Source organism: Oscillospiraceae bacterium (assembly GCA_025758045.1).
Lineage (GTDB): Bacteria > Bacillota > Clostridia > Oscillospirales > Ruminococcaceae > Gemmiger.
Map to the genome: position 1 here is coordinate 2,827,078 of CP107208.1, position 17,680 is coordinate 2,844,757.

At 58.9% G+C, this 17,680-nt stretch carries 16 protein-coding genes; 6 read left to right on the top strand and 10 right to left on the bottom strand.

Annotation, left to right across the window (positions count from 1 at the left end; genetic code table 11):
* Window positions 1-3 precede the first annotated feature (3 nt).
* A complete protein-coding gene (gene lon, locus OGM81_13305; protein UYJ43282.1) occupies window positions 4-2,445 on the bottom strand; it encodes an endopeptidase La in 2,442 nt (813 codons plus the stop codon).
* A 3-nt stretch (window positions 2,446-2,448) separates the two neighbouring features.
* The gene (locus OGM81_13310) at window positions 2,449-3,411 is read right to left on the bottom strand and encodes a YegS/Rv2252/BmrU family lipid kinase (GenBank protein UYJ43283.1); all 963 of its coding nucleotides are present in this window, start codon (window positions 3,409-3,411) and stop codon (window positions 2,449-2,451) included.
* A 132-nt stretch (window positions 3,412-3,543) separates the two neighbouring features.
* Between OGM81_13310 and OGM81_13315 the strand changes: the two genes are divergently transcribed.
* Window positions 3,544-4,233 carry a DUF421 domain-containing protein gene (locus tag OGM81_13315; protein ID UYJ43284.1) on the top strand — a complete coding sequence of 230 codons (690 nt, stop codon included), beginning with the start codon at window positions 3,544-3,546 and terminating at the stop codon, window positions 4,231-4,233.
* Between the two features lie 57 nt (window positions 4,234-4,290).
* On the opposite strand, the gene OGM81_13320 is transcribed toward OGM81_13315, so the two are convergent.
* On the bottom strand, window positions 4,291-4,827 hold the full coding sequence (locus OGM81_13320; GenBank protein UYJ43285.1) for an NADH peroxidase: 537 nt from the start codon (window positions 4,825-4,827) through the stop codon (window positions 4,291-4,293).
* A 142-nt stretch (window positions 4,828-4,969) separates the two neighbouring features.
* On the bottom strand, window positions 4,970-5,509 hold the full coding sequence (locus OGM81_13325; GenBank protein ID UYJ43286.1) for a Gx transporter family protein: 540 nt from the start codon (window positions 5,507-5,509) through the stop codon (window positions 4,970-4,972).
* A gap of 237 nt (window positions 5,510-5,746) precedes the next feature.
* On the opposite strand from OGM81_13325, the gene OGM81_13330 reads away from it, so the two are divergent.
* From OGM81_13330 to OGM81_13340, 3 genes are all read left to right on the top strand, one after another.
* Window positions 5,747-6,343 carry a DUF4358 domain-containing protein gene (locus OGM81_13330; GenBank protein ID UYJ43287.1) on the top strand — a complete coding sequence of 199 codons (597 nt, stop codon included), beginning with the start codon at window positions 5,747-5,749 and terminating at the stop codon, window positions 6,341-6,343.
* An 80-nt stretch (window positions 6,344-6,423) separates the two neighbouring features.
* Complete coding sequence (locus tag OGM81_13335; GenBank protein ID UYJ43288.1) at window positions 6,424-7,818, top strand: MBOAT family protein; 1,395 nt, start codon at window positions 6,424-6,426, stop codon at window positions 7,816-7,818.
* A gap of 16 nt (window positions 7,819-7,834) precedes the next feature.
* Entirely contained in the window at window positions 7,835-9,016 is a 1,182-nt protein-coding gene (locus OGM81_13340) for a DHHW family protein (GenBank protein ID UYJ43289.1), read from the top strand.
* Window positions 9,017-9,082: 66 nt separating this feature from the next.
* Here OGM81_13340 and OGM81_13345 read toward each other — a convergent pair whose 3' ends face one another.
* From OGM81_13345 to OGM81_13355, 3 genes are read right to left on the bottom strand one after another with little or no spacing between them, the layout of a single operon-like run.
* The gene (locus OGM81_13345) at window positions 9,083-10,021 is read right to left on the bottom strand and encodes a hypothetical protein (protein UYJ43290.1); all 939 of its coding nucleotides are present in this window, start codon (window positions 10,019-10,021) and stop codon (window positions 9,083-9,085) included.
* Window positions 9,988-10,989, bottom strand: a complete 1,002-nt coding sequence (locus OGM81_13350) for a hypothetical protein (protein ID UYJ43291.1) — start codon at window positions 10,987-10,989, stop codon at window positions 9,988-9,990. The genes OGM81_13345 and OGM81_13350 overlap by 34 nt, the downstream gene beginning before the upstream one ends.
* Window positions 10,979-12,424: a spore germination protein gene (locus OGM81_13355; protein ID UYJ43292.1), complete on the bottom strand. Its 1,446-nt coding sequence runs from the start codon at window positions 12,422-12,424 to the stop codon at window positions 10,979-10,981. Before OGM81_13355 ends, OGM81_13350 begins: the two co-directional genes overlap by 11 nt.
* A gap of 61 nt (window positions 12,425-12,485) precedes the next feature.
* Between OGM81_13355 and OGM81_13360 the strand changes: the two genes are divergently transcribed.
* Both OGM81_13360 and OGM81_13365 read left to right on the top strand, forming a co-directional pair.
* Window positions 12,486-13,163 carry a DUF421 domain-containing protein gene (locus OGM81_13360; protein UYJ43293.1) on the top strand — a complete coding sequence of 226 codons (678 nt, stop codon included), beginning with the start codon at window positions 12,486-12,488 and terminating at the stop codon, window positions 13,161-13,163.
* Complete coding sequence (locus tag OGM81_13365) at window positions 13,160-13,528, top strand: DUF4363 family protein (GenBank protein UYJ43294.1); 369 nt, start codon at window positions 13,160-13,162, stop codon at window positions 13,526-13,528. The genes OGM81_13360 and OGM81_13365 overlap by 4 nt, the downstream gene beginning before the upstream one ends.
* Here OGM81_13365 and nrdR read toward each other — a convergent pair.
* Genes nrdR through OGM81_13380 form a run of 3 tightly spaced genes read right to left on the bottom strand, consistent with a single transcriptional unit; the run spans window position 13,508 to window position 17,661 of the window.
* Entirely contained in the window at window positions 13,508-13,981 is a 474-nt protein-coding gene (nrdR, locus tag OGM81_13370) for a transcriptional regulator NrdR (GenBank protein UYJ43295.1), read from the bottom strand. The genes OGM81_13365 and nrdR overlap by 21 nt on opposite strands.
* Before the next feature lie 27 nt (window positions 13,982-14,008).
* Complete coding sequence (secF, locus tag OGM81_13375) at window positions 14,009-16,324, bottom strand: protein translocase subunit SecF (GenBank protein UYJ43296.1); 2,316 nt, start codon at window positions 16,322-16,324, stop codon at window positions 14,009-14,011.
* A gap of 56 nt (window positions 16,325-16,380) precedes the next feature.
* The gene (locus tag OGM81_13380) at window positions 16,381-17,661 is read right to left on the bottom strand and encodes an aminotransferase (protein UYJ43297.1); all 1,281 of its coding nucleotides are present in this window, start codon (window positions 17,659-17,661) and stop codon (window positions 16,381-16,383) included.
* Window positions 17,662-17,680 lie beyond the last annotated feature (19 nt).

The window sequence follows — 17,680 nt, forward strand, 5'->3', positions numbered from 1 at the left end:
CCTTTACATTACAGTGGCCGGGTCCTTGGCGACGGGCTTTTCGCCGGCAATCAGGTTGGTGGCCTGGGGCATGGCGTGGGCACTGCGGGCGGCAGCATGGCCGGGCATGATGAGTGCATGCTTAAGCACCTGGGACAGGCGCTCCACCGGGATGAAGTGGATCTTCTCCTTGACCTCGGCATCGACTTCGTAGAGGTCGGTGGCGTTCTCTTTGGGGATCAGCACAGTGGAGATACCTTCGCGGAAGGCGGCCATGCTCTTTTCCTTCAGGCCGCCGATGGGCAGCACATTGCCGTGCAGCGTAATTTCGCCGGTCATGGCCAGGTCATGGCGCACCGGGATGCCGGACAGGGCCGAGACCAGCGCCGTGGTCAGCGTGACACCGGCGGAAGGGCCGTCCTTGGGCACAGCGCCCTCGGGGGCGTGGATGTGCAGGTCGGTGTTCTTGAAGCGGTCGGGAGCGATGCCGTACTCCTCGGCATGGACACGGGCATAGGTGACGGCAAGCTGAGCGCTTTCCTTCATCACGTCGCCCAGGCTGCCGGTGATTTCGATCTTGCCGGTGCCGTTGGGGATGACCGCCACTTCGACGGGCAGCATCTCTCCGCCGACACTGGTCCAGGCCAAGCCGTTGGCGATGCCGACGGAGTCGGTGCGGGAGATGAAGGTCGGCTTGACCTTCTCGGGGCCGAGCAGCGACTTGACCATCGTGCCGGAGACGCTGATCTTTTCGGTCTCGCCTGCGGCAATTTTCTGGGCACACTTGCGCAGCACCGAGGTGATGGTGCGCTCCAGGTTACGTACACCGGCTTCGCGGGTGTAGCCGTCGATGATCTCATAAATCGCGCCGGAGGTCATGGTGACCTTGCCGTCCAGGCCGTTGTTTTTCAGCTGTTTGGGCAGCAGATGGCGCTTGGCAATGTTGAACTTTTCGGTGCGGGTATAACTGGGCAGTTCGATGACATCCATACGGTCATAGAGTGGGCCGGGAATCGTGGAGGCATCGTTGGCGGTGGTGATGAAGAGCACCTCGCTCAAATCGAACGGGATGTCGAGGTAGTTATCCTTAAAGGTGCGGTTCTGCTCGGGGTCCAGCACCTCCAGCAGGGCGCTGGAGGGGTCGCCCTTGTAGTCCCCCGCCAGCTTGTCGATCTCGTCCAGCAGGATGACCGGGTTGGAGGACTTGGCGGAGTTGATGGCGCTGATGATGCGGCCCGGCATGGCGCCGATGTAGGTGCGGCGGTGGCCGCGGATCTCGGCCTCGTCATGTACGCCGCCCAGGCTCATGCGGGCGAACTTGCGGCCCATGCAGTCCGCAATGGAATGGGCGATACTGGTCTTGCCGACGCCCGGAGGGCCGACGAGGCAGACGATCTGGCCCTTGACCTCGGTGTTCAGCTTGCGCACGGCCAGCAGTTCCAGGATGCGCTCTTTGACTTTCTGCAAACCGTAATGTTCGCGGTCCAGCACCCTGCGGGCGTGGGCCTGGTCGAGGTCATCCTCGGTGGTGATGTGCCAGGGTAGGCCCAGGCAGGTATCCAGATAGCTGCGGATAACGCCGCTTTCGGCGGAGTTGGACTGCATACGGGCCAGACGGTCGCACTCTTTCAGCAGCTTTTCGGTGGATTCGTCGTCCAGCTTGAGGGCGGCGATCTTCTGGCGGTAGGTATCGGCTTCGGCGCGGGTATCTTCGGAATCGCCCAACTCTTCGCTGATGATGTGCATCTGCTCTCGCAGGTAGTATTCCCGCTGGCCTTTGTCCAAAGAGGCGTTGACCTTATCATCAAGGTCGCGCTCGATTTCCAACACCTGGCACTCCTGACGCAGCAGCATCAGCAGTTTTTCCAAGCGGCTCAGCAGCGAGGACTCATTCAGGATGGTCTGCTTATCCTCGTATTTCAGCAAGAGGTTCGCGGGCATGTACTCGCTCAGGAACAGCGGGCTGTCTGAGCTGACGATGTTATAGATGATGTCCTTGGAGATCTGCGGGCTGTAGGAGAGGTACTCCTCAAAGCAGTCTTTCAGACTACGAACGAGGGCCTCGGTCTGGGTGCGTTTATCGGCACCGATGCCGCGCACCGGCACCGGGCGCACGCTGGCCTGCAGGAAGTCGCCATCGTTCAGTTCCAGCAGGCGGGCGCGGGTCTTGCCCTCCACCAGCACCTTGACGAGGTCGTCGGAAACGCGCAGCACCTGCTTGATCTCGGCGATGACACCGTAGCCGTAGAGGTCAGGCATCGTGGGTTCTTCCACGTCCATCTCTTTCTGGGCGACAAGGAAAACGCTGCTGTTGGCGTGCATGGCAGCCTCGATGGCGGCGATGGATTTGGCGCGGCCCACCTCAAAGTGGACGATATTATTGGGGAAAACCACCAGCCCGCGCAGGGCGATAGCCGGCAGTACACTGACATTGCGGGTGATTTTGACTTTTACTTTCTCAGACATTGCTTACTCTCCCATGACCTGCAGAACAGGTGCGTTGTATGCGAGTTTTGGCGGCAAAAGGATATGGGCGCTGCGCCGTGCCGTCTCGGCGTACAGCGTTTTCTGGGGCGAACATTCGCCGTCCAGGGTGGTGATCATCGGCTTTGGATCCAGCACCCGGATGTCGATGGCCGATGTGCGGAAGTACGTTAAGTACGGGCGGAACTTTTCGGTCACCGTACCGTCCGGCGTAAGGTGCTCGCCTTTTTTGTAGCCGCCCAAAAGGCCGGGCAGCTTCAGGCGCGGCACCGGCTTTAGCAGCACCACGTCCAGCAGGCCGTCGTCCAGGCTGGCGTTGGGGGCGGCACAGTAGCCGCCGCCGTACATGCGGGCGTTGCAGATAGCCAGCATCATGTAGACGCCGTCCAGTTCCCGGTCATCAGCCTGAATATGCAGGTGATGCCTGAAGCTGCTGCAGACGGCTTCGAGGATGGACAGGGTGTACGCGGTGGTCCCGCCGCACAGCGGGATGCGCCGCCACTTGGGGATACCGTTGGCCACCTGGGCGTCGATGCCTGCGGCGTAGATGTCGATGCCGTAGCCCTGGGGCGTTGCCAGCAGATCCACCGGGAAGGCTTCGGCTGCCAGCTGGGCATCCATATCCAAGAAATCCGCCGGGGCGCCGAAGTTGCGCACATAGTCGTTGCCGCTGCCGCAGGGAATGCAGCCCACCGCGATATTGGGGTGGTTGGCCGTGCCTTGCAGCACTTCGTTCATCGTGCCGTCGCCGCCTGCCGCGTAGATATGTACTTCTTCCCCGCTGGCTGCGGCGGCTTCGGCCAATTGGCGGGCGTGGCCGCGGCTGCGGGTGATCTCGATCTGCACGTCCACCCCGGCGCGGGCAGCGGCCGCCTGGATCTGGGGCACCAGCACCACGCTGGCGTCGGTCTTGCCGGCCGCGGGATTGATGATAAACAACTGCTGCATGGTGCGCCCCTTTCCCCTATGCTTCCTGATAGTAACAGGTATATTTATTGTAGCGGTTTCTTGCAAAAAGTGCAAGGGTTTGGGATAAACTGCTAGCCCCCGGCCCAAAATATTGTGCAGGAGGGGTTTTGTATGGCAGATGTTTTTGTGGAAATCGGGCAAGTCGTCATTACCAGCCTTGTATCATTGATGGGGATGTTTTTGCTGACGCGGTGGGGCGGCAAGCGGCAAATTTCCCAGATGAGCCCCTTTGACTATCTGAACGCCGTGACCACCGGTTCTATCGCTGCCGAGCTGGCGACAAATCTGGAACAGTGGTACCGCCCTGTCACCGCCATGGTCGTGTACGGGCTGGTGACCTGGGTCGTGCATTTTACTGCCTGCCGCAGTATCTTTATGCGCAGTTTGTGGAGCGGGCGGTCGCTGGTATTGATGGAGAGCGGCACCATTTTTAAGGAGAATCTTTCCCGCGCGTCCATTGATTTGAACGAGTTTTTGGGCCAGGCCCGCGTGGCCGGGTATTTTGACCCCAACGAAATACAAACCGCCATTTTGGAAACGAACGGCCAGATCAGCTTTTTGCCCAAGAGCGGCAGCCGCCCCGTCACCCCGCAGGACTTGCAGCTGACGCCGGAGCCGGTGAGTGCGTGGTATGACCTGATTCTGGACGGACAGCTGATGGAAGATAACCTGAAAGCCTCCGGCCGCAGCGTAAGCTGGCTGGAAAGCCAGCTGCACAGCGTGGGCATCGGGCAGAAAAGCGAGGTATTTTACGCGGGCTGCAACCAGCAGGGCACATTCTTCGCCTGCCGCGGTGGGTAAGCAAAAGGGCCGAAGCCCGAAGCTTCGACCCTTTTGTATTAGGCGATGTGGCCCAGATTATTTGAAGTAGCGATCCAGCAGGCCCTGCATACCGCGGCCATGGCGGGCCTCATCCTTTGCCATCTCGTGGACGGTGTCATGGATGGCGTCCAGGTTCAGTTCCTTGGCCTTCTTGGCCAGGTCCATCTTGCCGGCGCAGGCGCCGCACTCGGCGTCAACACGCATCTGCAGGTTCTTTTTGGTGCTGTCGGTCAGGACCTCGCCCAGCAGCTCAGCGAACTTGGAAGCATGCTCAGCTTCCTCAAAGGCGTAGCGCTTCCAGGCCTCGGCGATCTCGGGGTAGCCTTCGCGGTCAGCCACGCGGCTCATGGCCAGGTACATGCCAACTTCGCTGCACTCGCCGTTGAAGTTCTCGCGCAGACCCTGCTTGATTTCCTCGGGCACGTCCTTGGCGATGCCGACAACATGCTCGGTTACATAGGTGTTGTCCTTCTTCTCGATGAACTTGGAAGCCGGGGCCTTGCAGACCGGGCAGAACTCGGGGATGGTGCCTTCAGCGATATAACCACAAACGGTGCAAACATACTTCGTCATAATAAATTGCCTCCTGTAATTTTGGATTTTCCGTTTTATTGCTCTTATTTGCTCCTGAGACAAGTTCCTGTCTCATTGCCTATATTATACGGAACTATACCACTTTTGTCAATAGTCTTTTTCATATTTTTAAGAATAAATCTTATTTTTTAAAAAGTTTGTATTGGTTTCCTCTCCCCGGCGCATTTTTGGGCATAGCAGCAAACAAAGCTTTGGAGAGCACACAGCTCAACGCCCCCACGCACAGCCCGGCCACCAGCAGCACCGGCGCATAGCCTAATGCCATCGCACTGGACAGCAGTACCGAGGCTCCCAGCAATTGGCCGATATTATGGGCCAGCGCACCGCTGACCGTGAAGATGAACTCTCCCGGCGAGGCGGGCAGGTGCAGCAGCCCCCACAATACAAGGAAGGACAGCACGCCGCCGCACAGGGATAAAAAGCCAGCTGTCGGCCCGCGGGTCAACAGGGCAAACAGAGCCTTGAGCAGCACCAGCTCCGCCGCTGTACGAGCGTTTAAGAAAAGCAGCGCGTACATGACCACCAGGTTGGAAAGGCCCAGCTTCATGGCGGGCATCAGGCCCAGCAGCGGCGTGATGGCGGATTCTAAAAATGACAGTGCGATGGCCAGGGCAAACAGCATGCCCGTCCAGGCGACCTCTCGGGATTTTTGGCTGCGCATAGGGTAGTCTCCCCTTTCTTGCAAGCAGGATTACTATAATAAGGTAGCAGCCCGCGCAGACTACCTAAAAAATTTACAATTTTCACACAGCTTTTCCGGCGTGGATTCGAGCCAAACGGCTTGAAAAAAACAGGGATATGGTGTATCCTATTAGAGTATCGGTATAGCATGCCGATGCTTATTTTTAAAAGCATACCATACCATTATGAAAAAGATATGAAAAAGGAGATCCTACTCATGAAAAAGTTACTTCCTATCCTGCTGTGCGCTGCCCTGCTGGCTGGCTGCGGCAGTTCCGCCAGCTCCGCTGCTTCTTCGGCTGCGGAGAGCACCGTAGCTTCTGAGTCTGTTGCCGAGTCCACCGCAGAGAGCACCATCGGCGGTGCTGACAGCGAGACCGACATTGTCGTGAGCGATGATGCCAAAGCCAATACCGCCAATCTGGACGCTGCTGTATCCGCTTTGGAAGAGGTCAACCCCATCGCCAACCCCCGCGCACTGGACGACTTCTCTGTTGAGAACGAGCTGATGCTGACCATGGACAACATTGCCGGCTACAAGGGCGATGTGACCAACGACCAGGCTGACTGCGGCCTCGTGTTTGTGGCCCAGGCCAAGCCCGGCAAGGCCGCTGATGTCGAGAGCGAACTGCAGGCTTACAAAGACAGCCTGTCTGCCAACGACCTGTATGCCGAGTTTGCCGACAAGGTCGCCCTGGCCAAGGATGCCCGCATCGTGACCAATGGCGACTATGTTGCCATCGTCATCGCCGGCATTTCGAACCCTGACTACAGCGCCATTGATACCGCCCTGGAGACGGCACTGAACTTCTAAACTATCGTATGGATGCAACAGGCCGCTACCCCGCTGGGTAACGGCCTGTTCTTGTAAACAAAAGAAAGGAGATCGCGCGGATGGTTTTTAACAGCGTTGTGTTCCTGTTCTGCTTTTTGCCGCTGGCGCTGCTTGCGTACTACCTCATCCCCGGGCGGGGCAAAAATGTGGTGCTGCTGGTGGAAAGCCTGCTGTTCTACTGCTGGACCGGTGTAGAATATCTGCCGCTGATTGTCTGCCTGATCGTATTCAACTACCTGTGGGGGCTGCTGACAGCGCGCACCAAAGCCAAACTGAAAGGTCTGCTGCCTGCCGTGGCGGTGCTGGTCAACCTGGCGGCGCTGGTCTACTTTAAGTATGCCAATTTCCTGATCGATACCCTGAACCACATCGGGAATTTTGGTCTGGCCGCCCTGGATGTAGGTGCGGTGCTGCCCCTGGGCATCAGCTACTACATCTTTAAAATTATCAGCTACGAAGCCGACGTTTACACCGGCAAGGTAGAGGCCGAGAAAGACCCCATCGCCTTTGCGGCGTATGTGCTGTTCTTCCCGCAATTGATTGTAGGCCCCATCATCAAGTACCGTGATATGGCCCCGCAGCTGCACAACTACAAAAACCGCTGCAATGCGGCGCTGATGGAGCGCGGCGTGGAACTGTTTTTGTTTGGCCTTGCCAAAAAGGTGATCTTGGCGGATTCCATCGGTGCGCTGTGGACCGATATTATCAGCACGGGCGGCGTGGGGCTAAGCAATGTTTCCACCCCGCTGGCCTGGCTGGGCATCATTGCCTACTCGCTGCAGCTGTACTTTGACTTTGCCGGGTACAGCGAGATGAGCAACGGCCTCGCTGCCCTGATGGGCTTTGACTGTGCCGCCAACTTTGATTTGCCGTATATTTCTGCCAGCATTACGGAGTTCTGGCGGCGATGGCACATTTCCCTGTCCGGCTGGTTCCGGGATTACATCTACATTCCGCTGGGCGGCAACCGCAAGGGCGCCGCGCGGCAGATGCTTAACATGTTCCTCGTCTGGGCCGCCACTGGCATCTGGCACGGCGCCAACTGGAACTTCATCGTGTGGGGGCTGTACTATTTTGTGCTGCTGGTCATCGAGAAGAATTTTCTGCTGAAATTCCTGAAGAAATGCCCGCTTGCGGCCCATATTTACACGCTGTTCTTTGTGGTGCTGGGCTGGGGCATCTTTACCGCCAACCAGCCCGGTGCGCCGCTGGGGCTGCTGCTCAACAAGCTGTTTGTACCCCAGGGCGGCATCTCGCCGGTGTATTATCTGCGCAACTACGGCGTATTTTTGGTGCTGGGCTGCGTGTGTTCGTCGGTGCTGCCCCGCTGGCTGTGGGAGCGCATCAGCCGCAATACGGCGGTAAAAGCGGTGGTCTCGGCCCTGCTGGCGCTGCTGTGCATTGCCTATGTAGTGGCCGCCACCAACACGACGGCCCTGTACGCCAATTTCTGAAAGGAGGAACGGGATCATGGGAAAAGTTGTATACCGCAAAGAAAAAAAGAGCCGTTCCCCCTATCCGCTGCTGATTCTGGGCGCGGTGGTCGTGTTTGGGTTTTCGCTGGTGAATCTGGTGTTTCCCAAGCGCGACCAGCTGGAACTGGAAAACCGCAAGGCCGCGCAGCTGCCGGCGTTCAGCGTTTCGGCACTGCTGGACGGCAGCTGGCAGAGCGGGTTTGCCCGCTGGATGCAGGACCAGTTTGCCCTGCGTGATGTCTGGGTCAACACCCAGCGCGCGGCGGACGAAATCGTTTTCCAGAAAGTCGAGGAGGGCGGCATCCTGCTGGGCAAGGACCACTGGATGTATACGAAGCTCTTTACCGTGGACGATGCCACCCAGAAGCAGCTTGCTAAGAACGTGCAGGCTGTCAGCGATTTTGCGGCGGCTCATCCCGGTAAGGTGACGTTTTTGCTGGCGCCCTCGGCCAGTGTGATCTATCCCGAGGAGCTGCCCACCGGTGCCCCGATGGCGGACGAGAACGCGATGCTGGACGATATTTTTACTACGGTTGGTCAAAATGCCAGCGTGTTGGACCTGCGCCCCACCTTTACCGCCGACAAGAACGAGTACCTGTACTTTAAGACCGACCACCACTGGACGCCCAACGGCGCCTACCGCGCGTATGAGCAGTTCTGCGCAATGAAGGGCCTGACGCCTTTTGACCGTGACGCCCATGAGTCGATCACGGTGACGGATTTCCAAGGCACCCACTATTCGGCCACACGGCTGTGGAACGTGGAGAACGACGAGATCACCTACTACCCGCTGAAAAACGAGATGACCATTTACCGCATCACCGGCGAGGCCTCCTATGAGCCGGAGACCACTGAGAACCTCATCAACACGATGAAGTTCAACACACGGGACAAGTACGCCGCATTTTTGGACGGCAACAACGGCTACTCGGTCATCGAGGGCGACGGCGAGGGCAGCATTTTGGTAGTGAAGGACAGCTACGCCAATAGCTTTATCCCCTACCTGACCGCCAACTATGGCAAGATCGGCGTGGTGGATTTCCGCAACTTTAAGTATGGGCTGGACTCCACCATTGAGCAGGAAGGCTACGATGAAGTGCTGATCTTGTACAACTTCCAGACTTTTATCGCCGATTCCAACCTGATTTATATCTCCCGTCCCAGCACCTTGCAGTAAATTATAACGACACACGGCCTTTCCTTTTGCGGTTTGCAAAGGGAAAGGCCGTTTTTTATTGCATCGTTATTCCCACAAAATTTGCAGGGTGGGTGTTTTAGGTGCTGCGTTGGGGCCGTAGACGCATTGCTGCCAGAAGCTAAAGTGGAAAAGGTCACTGGCGGCGGTGGCTTTGGTTAAAACTGCAAAAGAGGTTTGCAGATCGGCTTCCAGGGCCTTGCGTAGGGCAGCTTCGTCTGCCGGGGCGGCCAGGCTGCGCAGGTCAGCACCGTGCAGGTGGAGCTGGACCGTACTGCCGTAGGCTGTCACCTCGGCGCGGGCGGTGCAGGCGGCGGTGTCGGCGGCGTAAGTGGTTTCCAGGCGGGTGGTCTGCCCGGCCAGGAACGCAGCCAGCTGGGCCGTCAGGCCTGTACAGCGGCGGGGTGCGGCCTTTTCCTTTTGAGCCAGCAGGGTGAAGTCATACCCGCCGCCTTGCGGTAAGGCCGGGACGGCGCAGCCCGCGTGCTGGGTGAAAAGCTGCTGCAGGCCGCAGTGGACTTTGTAGTGGTCCTCGATGGCCTGCATCCGCTCATATAAGCCTTGGGCATCCTGCTGCCAATCGTGGTCGGCGCTGTCCAGAAGAAAGACCGAAAGTTCCGGTGCAGGCTGGGCGCGGTCGTAGAGTAACAGGCCGATCTCCTGCGCTTGTTCCCAATCAGCCCCGGCAGGCAGGGCGGCGGCGTCCAGCAGACCGTAGTAGACGGTGCCCGGCAGGGTCGCAGCGGCGTTTTCCAGCGCCTGGGCCGGGGTGGGCGCGGCGGCGCTGGCGGTTTTAAAGGCAGACTCGCCCTCCGGGGCGTTCTGGTCGGCCAGCAGCAGGCAGACAGAATAGTGTTCACCCTGCTGTGCAAAAAAGACGGCGCGGACGATTTCCCGCTTGGAAAGCGGCTGGCCGCCACAGCCGCAAAGCAGCAGGCTGCAAAGCAACACCATCAGGAGCAGCGCCGGAATTTTTGGCATAGCCATGCCGCAGCACCCCCGATCCAGGCAAGAAGTACAAAGCCCCAGGTGAACGCACTGCGCCAGCGCAGGGCGGCGTCCACATCCAGCCCACGCAGCAGCAGGCAGACCGTGGGCAGTAACAGCAGGTACACGCAGAACGGCCCCAAGTTGGCGGCGGCATTCTCCTGCCGGGCCTCACCACCCAGCAGGCGCGTCATGGCGTAAAAGTAGAGCGCCAGCTTGACCGTAACGGCCATAACCCACAAAATCAATTGAAGCCATTCCATCCGCGTAAAGACCGAGAGTGCCCCGCAGCGGGCGGCGGCGTGGAGCGGGTCGGCCCGCAGGGGCATGGCCGCGCCGTAAAACAGCTCCAGCATCGCGTGGATTGTCACATCAAAGCCAAGGGCGACACCGGCCAGCCACAGCAGCGTGTGGCGGCCGCGCTTTTGCGGTTCCGGCCAGAGGACGGGCAGTAGATATTCCGGGTATAGTGTCAGCTGGTCGCGGGCGGCGTCGGCGAAATCCGGCCAGATCAGCGCGGCATTTTGCAGGTTGGTGATGTGCAGCCGCGGAAAGACCGACAGCAGCATTCCCGCCGTGGCGATGCAGAGCAGGCACAGCACCACGTAGGCCGTCTGCGAAATAGCCGAGACGCGGCGCAGGTAGAGAATCGGCAGCAGCACCAGCAGGCAGAGTGCCAGCTGGGTGACGGCACCGGGATATAACCGCTGCGTGAGGTTCCACAGGCGCAGCAGTTCCAGCACCGAGGTGCCCGCCAGCAGCAGGGCAAACAGCAGGCGCAATAGCGGCGTAGCCCCCTGCCGCCAGCTGACGGCAAACAGTGCGCCTACTGCGGCCAGCACCGGCGCACAAACCAGTGCGGCCGCCGCCCCGGCGCGGCACCAGTAGGCCGTTTGGCTGCGCAGCAGCACGTTGACCAGCACCCCCACCAGCAGCGCGGCGTACAGGCTGGGATGTTCACATTTCATGGCGGCCGATCACCTCCCCGGCTTTGGCCAGCTCGGACCAGATACTGCGCACAAAACCGTCCCGGACGCTGGCTTTGCCCGGGGGCATCAGCGGGTAGAGATAGTCGTACCCGAAGGGCTCGCTGCCGCAGGCCATGGCTAAGATCATCAGTGCGGCGCAGGTCAGCCCCAGCACGCCGAACAGCCCGGCCAGCAGGATGACGCAGAAGCGAAACAAAATGCTTTGCTCGTACAGAGAAGGCACAGCCAGCGTGGCGATGGTGGCGGCCGCCGCCATGGTAAGCACCGGCACACTGACGATGCCGGCATTGACGGCTGTCTCGCCAATAATGAGTGCGCCCACAATACTGACCGTGTGGCTGATGGATTGAGGCGCACGCAGACCCGCCTCTCGGACGATTTCCAGCAGCAAGGTCACCGCCAGCATTTCCAGCATCGGCGGCAAGGGTGTCTGGGCTTCGGCCTGGGCAAGTTTCGTCAACAGCTGCGCGGGGATGATCTCCGGTGCAAAGGCCACCGCCATTACGTACAGTCCAGGGCCGAACACCGACAGAAGGAACGCCAGATATTTTAAAAGCCGGATCAGCCCCGCGAAGACCGCGCCCGAGGCGTAGTCGTCCAGGCACTCGAAATGCTCGGCAAAAAAGCTGGGCACCACCATAGCGTAGGGGCAGCCTGCCACCAGCACCACGGCTTTGCCCTCGCACAGGCGTGCGCAGGCGGTGGCGGGGCGCTCGGTGTAGGCGGCGGCCGGGAACAGGTTGAGTTTATCCTGCTTTAAAAAAGAGGCAAAGTAAGCACTGTCCAAAAGCACGGGCAGTTCGATTTTTTCCAGACGGTCCCGAAGGGCATGAATGGTTTCAGCCGGGGCCAGGGCGCTGTCATAGCACAGGCAGTATTCGGTCTTGGCGCGGGTATGGGCGGTGGCAATTTCCGCCACCAGCGTGCCAGAACGGAATTGGCGGCGCAGCAGGGATACGTTATTGCGCAACAGTTCGGTGAATGCCTCCTGCGAGCCGCGCATGTTGCCCTCACCGCTGGGGGTGCTGATGCTGCGCTGGGGCATTTCCTGGGTGGAGAACACAACTGCCTGGTCACAGTCATCAATAAGCAGCAGTGACATGCCGTTGGCCAGCAGTTCCCCGATTTCTTCTATATCTGAGGCTGGCTGCGGCTCGGCGGGGATAAGGCTTTGTTTAAGCAGATAGTCGCACAGCCCCGGCCCACCGCCGAAAAAGGCCGGGTCGCGATCCAGCATATCAAGGGCTAACCGGCAGAGTTTTTCCGGCGAGGAAATTCCTGTAAACATAATGATGGCGCAGCGGATGCCGCCCACCGAGAGCTTTTTGGTATAGAAATCGTCCGAGCCGCCAAATCTATCTTGCAGAACCGCAAGATTTTGGGCCAGGGCCCGGCACAAGGCTGGTTTTTGCATGGCGTTCCCTCCTGCCCTTTAGTCTTGCCCGGCGTTTGGGATTTTATGAGGGGGGTCCGCTATGCTTGCCAGCGTTTTTCGCACTGTCATTGTTTATGTTGCCGTTATCACCGCCATGCGGCTGATGGGCAAGCGGCAGCTGGGGGAATTGCAGCCCGCCGAGCTGGTGACCACCTTTCTCATCTCCAACGTAGCGTCCATCTGCATCGATGAGCCGGATTTGCCGCTGGCGGCCAGCATCGTGCCGATTTTTTTGCTTACAGCGCTGGAGATTTTGAACTCTACTCTGGCCTGGTTCTGTCCCCGGTATGCGCGGCTGCTGTTCGGCAAGCCGATCACCGTCATTGTGCGGGGTGAAATTCGGCAGCAGGCATTGCAGGAGCTGCGCATCACGGCATCCGACTTGATGGAAGCACTGCGGGGCAAGGAGTACTTTTCCCCTACTGAACTGCTGTGGGCCACGGTGGAGCCAAACGGCAGTATCAGCACCGCACCGGTGCCTCAAAACAGCGAAGCCCCGCCCATGCTGCCGCTGCTGCTGGAAGGCACGGTTTACCGGGAGAACCTGGCCTTTTTTGGCGTGGATGAGCCTTGGCTGGATGACCGCCTTGCCGAAAAGCAGCTGACCCGGCCACAGGTGTTGCTGCTGCTTTATAATGGCAAAGACCTGCTGATCGTGCCCCGGCAAAACACAAAAGGGCCGCCCCCGAAGGGGCGGCCCGGAAAGGACGCGGTATGAGTCGAAACCGATATGCGGTGATCCTGTTGGTAGTGCTGGCGCTGACTTTATGGCTGGCGGGGCGGTACGTGAACCGCACCACGGCCACCCTTTGCAATGAGCTGCAAACCGCCTGCACCCTGGCCGAGACCGGCCAAATGTCGCAGGCACAGCAAGCTTACCGAGCGGCTGCGGATAACGCTGCCCAGGCCAGCAAGGTGCTGGGGATGCTGGTGCGGCGCAATCTCATCGACCAGATGAACCAGACCTTAAGCCTGCTGCCCGGCTGTGCCAAAGAAGAGAACCTTACGGACCTCACCCTAGAGACGGACCGGGCCTGCTGCCAGCTGCAACAGATACAGCAATCATTTTTCGGCAGTTTTTGATCGGCTGTCCAGCATGTCCTTCAATTCTTCCATAAAGGTGTTGACGTCGCTGAACTGGCGGTAGACGGAGGCGAAGCGCACATAGGCGACATCATCCATCTGCTTGAGCTCCTGCATAGCCAGATCGCCGATATGGATGGAAGAGACTTCGCGGTCATAGGAGTTGAGCAACAGCTGCTCGATCCGGCTGACAGCGTCGTCCAACTGCTGGTAGCTGACGGGGCGCTTTTCGCAGGCGCGCAGCATACCGTTCAGCAGCTTCTGGCGGTCAAATACCTCACGGGAGTGGTCTTTCTTGACGACCATCAAGGGCACCGTCTCGACGATCTCGTAGGTCGTAAAACGCTTTTTGCAGTTCAGACATTCGCGGCGGCGGCGGATCTTTTCACCGTCCTCAGTCGGGCGGGAGTCAATAACTTTGGAATCCACTTCCCCACAATACGGGCATTTCATAGCTGTCTCCTTACTTGTACAGGGTCATCAGGCTTCCTTTTTGGCAGCCTTTTTCTTGGACTTCCAGTCGACCCACAGCGGCGTAGCGATGCAGATCGTGCTGTACACACCACTGACCATGCCGAACAGCAGCGGGAACGCGAAGGTGTAGATGCTGTCCAGACGGTAGATGACGGACACAACGCAGACGACACCCAGCGCCAGGCAGGTGGTGATGGAGGTCATCAACGAACGGGAGAAGCTCTGGTTGACGGACAGGTTGACCAGCTCGGCCAGGCCCATCTGCTTTTTGCTGTACAGGGCACTGTTCTCGCGGATACGATCATAGATAACGACGGTATCGTTGATGGAGTAGCCCAGGATGGTCAGCACGGCAGCGATGAAGTTGCCGTTCAGAGGAATACGCAGGATGACAAAGACGCCGAAGACGACGAACATATCATGCAGCAGGGCCACGATGGCGGTGGAACCAGCCTTGAGACCGCCGATCTTGCGGAAGCGGAAGGCCACGTAAGCCAGGATCAGCACGCAGGCCGCGACCAGGGCGACCAGGCTCTTGAACAGGAACTCCTTACCGATGGTGGCGTTGACATTGCTGACCTCGTTCTGCTCGAAGTTGTTTTCGGGGTGAGTTTCGTTGATGGCGGTCAGCATATCGTCCAGCTGCTCGGTGGTCAGGGTCTGGCTGCCCGGCAGGGTCACGGTCAAGGTCTGGTTGCCGGAAATGTCGGAACCGGTCTGGAGTGTCAGGTCGCTCTGGCCCAGCTGGCTGCCGATCTCGCTCTTCAGGCTGGGCAGATCAACGTCGCCCTCATAGCTCAGGGTGACCATGGAGCCGCCCTTGAACTCGACGTCCATCTTGACGCCGAACACGGCGCAGAAGACGAGGACGATAGCGATCAGTGCGCAGGAGAAGGTGTAGAACTTCTTGCGGTTGCCGATGAAGTTGATGTGCGGGGTCTTGTACTCAGCAGTGCCATCCTTCTTGCCGCCGTACAGCCAGGGGTTGCGCAGGGCCTTGCAGTGGACGGCGCCGCGGATCATAACGCGGGTAGCCCAGACACCGAAGACGAAGTTGAGCAGCACGCTGGTGAGCAGTGTAAAGCCGAAGGAGTAGACAGTACCGGCGGTGGAGGGTCCGAACCAGAAGAAGATCGGGTTGAACACCTTAGCCCAGAAGCCGTCGGTGGGGCCGAAAGCGCCCATCAGGATAGCGGCGACGATGACGATGGTGACGTTGCCGTCGATGATGGGGGTCAGGCCCATCTTGAAGCCGCTCTTGACGGCGGCAGGCAGGGTCTTGTTCTTAGCGAGCTCTTCCTTGATACGCTCAGCGGTGATGACGTTGGCGTCAACGCCCATACCGATGCCCAGGATGATACCAGCGATGCCGGGCAGGGTCAGGGTAGAACCCGGGAACACAGTAAAGTAGCCGGAAACGACAGCCAGGGTAGCGGCCACCTGGCCAAACAAAGAGATGGTAGCGATGGTACCGGGCAGACGGTAACGCACAATCATCATCACAGCGACGAGCGCAAAAGCGATGATGCCAGCCAGAACCATGACCTCCAGGCTCTTAGCGCCCAGGGACGGGCTGATGGTGGAGTAGCTCTCGGCAGACAGGGCGAAAGGCAGTGCGCCGGAATTGATCTGGTTGGCCAGCGTGGAAGCGCTGTCCTGATCAAAGTTGCCCTTGATGATGGCCTCACCGCCGGTGATGGCCTCGTTGACTGTGGCGGTGGAGATGTTTTCATCGTCCAGCCAGATGGAGATCGTACCGTTGTTGGCGGCTTGTTCGGTGGTAGCATCGGCAAAAGCAGCAGCACCAGCGGAATTGAACTTCAGCTGAACGACCCAGCCCTCCGTCTCGTTATACGCGGCATTGGCGGAAGTCACGTCGTCACCGCTGAGGATTTCTTCCCCATCTACGGTGGAACCCTTGCGGAACACCATCTTGGCGGTGGTGCCGATCTCATCGATAGCCGTCTGCGGGTTGAAATCAGCCTCGCCGGTCTTCCATGGGAAACGGACGATGATACGATCCTTGTTACTGTCAACATAGCTCTCGTAGTCCGTAATGCCCAGGCCGACCAGACGGTCCTCGATAACGGTTTTTGCCGCCGTCATCTGTTCGGGGGTGGCATCCACATCACCGGCGGGCATAAAGGTAACATCGACACCGCCGCGGATATCGATACCGAAGCGGATATCCGAAGCACCCTTGATGTAGATGTTCTTAGTGTCGCCGTACTGATAGCTTACGCCGAAGATCGCAGTCAGGGAAAACACCACGATCAGAATTGCCACGACAAACAGCGGCCATGACTTCCCTTTCTTGTTCATAGAAACCTCCAAAAATATGCCCGCGCCTGCGGGCGGGATAGATTTATGCGCCGGAATTACTGCTGATCCGCCAGCAGCTTTTCGACGACCGCCAGACGTACACAGACGCACAGCAGAGCCGATGCAGTCTCGACTTCGTCAAGGCTGGGATAGGTCGGCGCAATGCGCAGGTGAGAGTCCTCGGGGTCCTTGTGGTAGGGGTAAGCGGAGCCTGCCCCGGTCAGCGTGAGGCCGCAGTCTTTGCACAGCTGGGCAACGCGCTTGGCACAGCCCGGCATAACGTACAGGCTGATGAAGTAACCGCCCTTGGGGTTGGTCCAGTGGGCAATGTTGCCGCAGGGGGTCAGCTCGGTGGCAAAAGCGGTCTTAACGGCGTCAAAGCAAGGCACCAGGCGGCGGCGATGCTTGGCCATGTGGGCGAGTACGCCCGCTTTGTTCTTGAGGAAACGGACATGGCGCAGCTGGTTCATCTTGTCATAGCTGATGATCATGGTAGAGAAGCGCTTGCACATGTACTTCATCGAGTTCTCACTGCAGGCGATGGCAGAGACACCGGCACCAGGGAAAGTGATCTTGCTGGTGGAAGTGAACATGAAGACGCGATCCTCATTGCCGTACTTCTTGGCCTCGTTCAGCAGCACAGGGGTCTCGATGATTTCATCGGTCAGGTGGTGCACGATGTAGGCCTCGTCCCAGAAGATCTTGAAATCCGGGGCAGCGGTCTTGAGTGCGGCAAAGCGGCGAATGGTCTCATCGCTGTAAGTGTAGCCATCTGGGTTGGAGTACTGCGGCACGCACCAGATGCCTTTGATGGTGTCATCCTCAGCCACGAGCTTCTCGATCATGTCCATATCGGGGCCGTCTGGGCTCATAGGGACGCTGATGAGGTCAAAGCCCATTTCCTCGGTGATGGCGAAGTGGCGGTCATAGCCGGGCACCGGGCAGAGGAACTTGCGCTTCTCTACCTGGGACCAGGGGCACGGAGAATCCTGGAAGCCAAACATATAACCGATGGCTACCAGGTTGTACATCAGCTGCAGGCTGGAGTTGCCGCCTACAAAAACCTCCGCGGGCTTTACGCCAAACACATCGGCAAACAGTTCGCGAGCCTCCTGCAGGCCTTCCAATTCGCCATAGTTGCGGGCGTCGAAGCCGTCATCGGTGGTGTAGTCGTCCATCTTCAGCAGATCCATCGCCAGATCCATCTGGTGAGGGCCAGGCTTGCCGCGGGCCATGTTGAGTTTCAGGCCCATATCCTGAAACTTCTTGTACTGTGCTTCCAGCGCAGTTTTCTCTGCGGTCAGCTCGTCACGATTCATTGACAGGTAATCAGCCATAATCAAAGTCCCCCTATAT